The following is a 4360-nucleotide window of genomic DNA, read 5'->3' on the forward strand; positions in this document are numbered from 1 at the left end:
CCGCGTAGGTTCCAGGGATTGCGCACGGGCGCGGGTGCGTCGAAGCCCACGGGCGCGACGGCCGAGTTCTCGTTGGCCGAGCCCATGGCGAATTCGTCGCAGTTGAGCTTGCCCAGCGTCACGGCGCCGGCCTCGGCCAGGCGGGTGACCACGGTGGCGTCGAAGGGCGAGCGATAGCCGGCCAGCATCTTGCTGGAGGCCGTGGTCGGGAAGTCGCGCGTGACGAAGATGTCCTTGTGCGCAATGGGCACGCCAGCCAGGCGACCGCCCTTGCCTTGGGCAATCAGGGCGTCGGCAGCGCGGGCCTGGGCCAGGGTGGCCTCTTCGTCGATGCTGACGAAGGCGCCCAGGTTCTGGTGCGCCTGGGCGCGGGCCAGGAAATGCTGGGCGGCTTCGACGGCGCCGAGCTTGCGCTCGCGCAGCAGGGCCGACAGGGCCGACACGCCGAGCGTGTGCAGATCAGTGGTTTGCTGGGTCATGTATGGGATGCGGAAAACGGGGACGGATGCCAGGGGACAGGAAGCAGGGCGAGCGACGCCCGGCGCTCACTCGATCACCTTGGGGACCAGGAACAGGCCGCGCTCGACGGCCGGGGCGCTGCGCTGATTGGCGTCGCGCTGGTCGGGCTCGCTGGCAATGTCCTCGCGCAGGCGCAGGGCAATGTCCTGGATGGCGGCGACCGGATGTGACAGCGGGCTGACGCCCGAAGTATCCACAGCCTGCATCTTCTCCACGATGCCGAAAAAATCATTGAGCTGGCCTAGCATGCGCTCACTCTCTGCGGAAGAGAGCTCGAGCCGTGCGAGGTTCGCGATGCGTGCGATGTCTTGTGCGTTCAGTGCCATAGGAATTTTGAAGGGGGCAACGGGATGTAAACCCGCATTTCAAGCCCCGGCAGTACAAGTTATTCACAGGGGATACGGTATTATCTCGGCTTTGCCGCAAGACCCTCTCCGAGCTGGTCATTGTGCGAAAAGCCAACCCCATCCAGACTCCCTAACTTTCATCCCGGCGATGGCAGGCCGACGAGCATGCCGTGCCTGAGAGGACTCTCGTAATGTTCGGAGCTTTCCGTCGGTATTTCTCCACCGACCTTGCCATTGATCTTGGCACAGCCAACACCCTGATTTTCGCCCGCGACAAGGGCATTGTTCTGGACGAACCCTCCGTTGTCGCCATCCGCCACGAAGGCGGCCCGCATGGCAAGAAGGTGATCCAGGCGGTGGGCCGTGAAGCCAAGGCCATGCTGGGCAAGGTGCCCGGCAACATCGAGGCCATCCGCCCGATGAAGGATGGCGTGATTGCCGACTTCGTCATCACCGAGCAGATGATCAAGCAGTTCATCAAGATGGTGCATCCGCGCTCGGTGCTCACGCCCAGCCCGCGCATCATCATCTGCGTGCCCTGCGGCTCCACCCAGGTCGAGCGCCGCGCCATCAAGGACGCGGCCGAGGCGGCAGGCGCCACCTCCGTCTACCTGATCGAGGAACCCATGGCCGCCGGCATCGGTGCCGGCCTGCCGGTGTCCGAGGCCTCGGGCTCCATGGTGGTGGACATCGGTGGCGGTACCACCGAAGTCGGCGTGATCTCGCTGGGCGGCATGGTCTACAAGGGCTCCGTGCGCGTGGGCGGCGACAAGTTCGACGAAGCCATCATCAGCTACATCCGCCGCAACTACGGCATGCTGATCGGCGAGCCCACGGCCGAATCCATCAAGAAGAACATCGGCTCGGCCTTCCCCGGCTCCGAAGTCAAGGAGATGGAAGTCAAGGGCCGCAACCTCTCCGAAGGCGTGCCGCGCAGCTTCACCATCTCGTCCAACGAGGTGCTTGAAGCCCTGACCGACCCGCTCAACCAGATCGTCAGCGCCGTCAAGAACGCGCTGGAGCAGACCCCGCCCGAGCTGGGCGCCGACATTGCCGAGCGCGGCATGATGCTCACCGGCGGCGGCGCGCTGCTGCGCGACCTGGACCGCCTGCTGGCCGAAGAGACGGGCCTGCCCGTGCTCGTGGCCGAGGAACCGCTGACCTGTGTGGTGCGCGGCTGCGGCATGGCGCTGGAGACCATGGACCGCCAGGGCAGCATCTTCACCAGCGACTGACGCGGCGCAGGCCGGGGCCCGTTGTCGCGGGCCCGGGGCCGCAGCCGTCTGACTGCAACGATTTTTCTCCCCCTTCCGTGGTGACCTGCATGCTTGCCCTGCCTTCCTTCGCACCGGGCCCGGCCCGTGCTTTCCAGGCCGCAGCAAGTGCGGCAGGGCAGGCCCTGCCGCGCAGGAGGGGCGCATGAATCCCAACACCCTGGACCACTCGGCGCCCTCGCTGTTCAAGCGGCGGCCCTCGCGCGTCTCCCAACTGGCCATCTACAGCGCATTGGCGCTGTTTCTGATGGTGGCCGACGCGCGTTTCAGGATCACCGACCCCGTGCGCGTGGCCGTGTCCACCGTGCTGTACCCCGTGCAGTGGATGATGCTCAAGCCGGTGGAGGCCGTGCACGACGCCAGCCGCTACCTGGGCTCGCTGGACGAGGCCCAGGCCCGGGAGCAGGGCGCGCGCAAGGAACTGGTGGCCATGGCCCAGCGTGCCTCGCTGGCCGACGAACTGATCCAGGAAAACGACCATCTGCGCGAGCTGCTGCAGCTGCGCGACCGCCTGACCACGCCCGGCACGGCGGCCGAAGTGGTCTACGACAGCCCCGACCTCTATACCCGCCGTGTGGTCATTGACCGAGGCCAGGTGGACGGCATCGCCCAGGGCTCGCCCGTGCTCGATGAAAAGGGCGTGGTCGGCCAGGTCACGCGCGTGTATCCGCTGCGTTCCGAGGTCACCCTGCTCATCGACCGCGACCAGGCCATTCCCGTCTTCAACCCGCGCACCGGCGCGCGCAGCGTGGCCTATGGCGATCCGTCGCCGCTGCGCACCGGCGGCATCGAGCTGCGCTTCATGCCCAGCAATGCCGATGTCCAGGAAGGCGACCTGCTGACCACCAGCGGCGTCGACGGCCTGTACCCGCCGGGCCTGCCCGTGGCCAAGGTGGTCTCGGTGGAGCGCCGCGCCGACTCGGCCTTCTCCCGCATCTACTGCGAGCCCGTGGGCCGCGTGCAGGGCGTGCGCCACGTGGTGGTGCTCAAGCCGCTGGACCGCGCCACCCACCCCGAGGCGGAAGGCGCCGCCGAACCCCTGCGCGCCGGCAAGGGCAAGGAAAAAGACAAGGGCAAGGAAAAAGACAAGGGCAAGGATGGCAAGGGCAAGGAAGCCTCCAAGGACGGTGGCAAGGCCGGCAAGACAGATGCGCCGGCCACGCCTGCAGCACCCGCTGCTCCCGCCGCACCCGCCTCCGCCAGGAAGGAGCCCGCATGATCATGCCGCGCGGCCAGCAGTTGCTGCTGCCGGTCAACCCCCTGTTCATCGTCGTCAGCCTGCTGGCGGCGCTGGCACTCAACATGCTGCCGCTGGGCCGCCAGGCCTGGCAGCCCGACCTGCTCATGGTGCTGCTGGCCTTCTGGGCGCTGAACCAGCCCCAGCGCGTGGGCATGGGCGTGGCCTTTTTGCTGGGCCTGTGCATGGATGTGGACCGCTCCTCCCTGCTGGGCCAGCATGCGCTGGCCTATGCGCTGCTGGTGTTCGCGGCCGGCGCCATGGGCCGGCGCCTGTCCTGGTTCTCCACGCCCGTGCAGGCGCTGCACCTGCTGCCCCTGTTCGCCGTCGTGCACGGCCTGCAGGTGCTGCTGCGCATGGTGGCGGGCGGCATCGTGCCCGGCCCGCTGGTGGTGGTGGCCCCCTTGATCGAGGCCCTGCTGTGGCCCCTGGTCAGCGGCCTGCTGCTGGCGCCGCAACGCCGCCCCCCCGACAGCGACGAGAACCGTCCTCTGTGAGGCTTGACGCGTGATGGAAATCCGCAATACAGAAGCCGAGCTGCAGCGATTCAGGCTGCGCGCATGGGTGATGAGCGTGGTGGTGCTGCTGGCCTTCGGGCTGGTGGTGGCTCGCTTGCTGGTGCTGCAGGTGCAGCGCCATGAGGAGCTGGCCGAGCGCGCCGAAAGCAATCGCACGGCCGTGGTGCCCATCGTGCCCAACCGGGGCCAGATCCTGGACCGCAACGGCGTGGTGCTGGCCACCAACTACTCGGCCTATACGCTGGAGATCATGCCCTCGCGCGCGGGCAACCTTGAAGAGACCATCGACAGCCTGGCCGAGATCGTCGAGATCACGCCGCGCGACCGGCGCAAGTTCAAGCGCCTGGTGGACGACTCCCGCAGCTTCGACTCCCTGCCCATCCGCACGCGCCTGACCGATGACGAGGTCGCGCGCTTTGCCGCGCAGCGCTACCGCTTCCCGGGCGTGGACATCAAGGCGCGGCT

At 67.6% G+C, this 4360-nt stretch carries 5 protein-coding genes and 1 pseudogene; 4 read left to right on the top strand and 2 right to left on the bottom strand.

The features are described 5' to 3' along the window. Both L995_RS13610 and gatC read right to left on the bottom strand, forming a co-directional pair. Positions 1–479: amidase family protein (locus tag L995_RS13610; protein ID WP_047472270.1), on the bottom strand; the 479-nt coding region annotated here is incomplete at its 3' end. A 66-nt stretch (positions 480–545) separates the two neighbouring features. Then, positions 546–845: an Asp-tRNA(Asn)/Glu-tRNA(Gln) amidotransferase subunit GatC gene (gene gatC / locus L995_RS13615; RefSeq protein WP_016448550.1), complete on the bottom strand. Its 300-nt coding sequence runs from the start codon at positions 843–845 to the stop codon at positions 546–548. A 212-nt stretch (positions 846–1057) separates the two neighbouring features. Here gatC and L995_RS13620 point away from each other — a divergent pair, with 212 nt between their 5' ends. The 4 genes and pseudogenes from L995_RS13620 to L995_RS13635 all read left to right on the top strand — a co-directional run. Further along, on the top strand, positions 1058–2101 hold the full coding sequence (locus tag L995_RS13620) for a rod shape-determining protein (RefSeq protein ID WP_012202293.1): 1044 nt from the start codon (positions 1058–1060) through the stop codon (positions 2099–2101). 184 nt (positions 2102–2285) lie between these two features. Beyond that, positions 2286–3359, top strand: a complete 1074-nt coding sequence (gene mreC, locus L995_RS13625; RefSeq protein WP_047472272.1) for a rod shape-determining protein MreC — start codon at positions 2286–2288, stop codon at positions 3357–3359. Continuing rightward, positions 3356–3874 carry a rod shape-determining protein MreD gene (mreD, locus tag L995_RS13630; protein ID WP_013800223.1) on the top strand — a complete coding sequence of 173 codons (519 nt, stop codon included), beginning with the start codon at positions 3356–3358 and terminating at the stop codon, positions 3872–3874. Before mreC ends, mreD begins: the two co-directional genes overlap by 4 nt. Positions 3875–3887: 13 nt before the next feature. After that, positions 3888–4360, top strand: a pseudogene (locus tag L995_RS13635) (penicillin-binding protein 2); the annotation flags it as partial.

The sequence above is a fragment of the Delftia sp. ZNC0008 genome, assembly GCF_000799035.1.
GTDB lineage: Bacteria > Pseudomonadota > Gammaproteobacteria > Burkholderiales > Burkholderiaceae_C > Comamonas > Comamonas tsuruhatensis.

Excerpts from the sequence above, each read along its gene's own strand:
- gatC (WP_016448550.1), bottom strand. The coding sequence starts at position 845 with ATGGCACTGAACGCACAAGACATCGCACGCATCGCGAACCTCGCACGG.
- L995_RS13620 (WP_012202293.1), top strand. The coding sequence starts at position 1,058 with ATGTTCGGAGCTTTCCGTCGGTATTTCTCCACCGACCTTGCCATTGAT.
- mreC (WP_047472272.1), top strand. The coding sequence starts at position 2,286 with ATGAATCCCAACACCCTGGACCACTCGGCGCCCTCGCTGTTCAAGCGG.
- mreD (WP_013800223.1), top strand. The coding sequence starts at position 3,356 with ATGATCATGCCGCGCGGCCAGCAGTTGCTGCTGCCGGTCAACCCCCTG.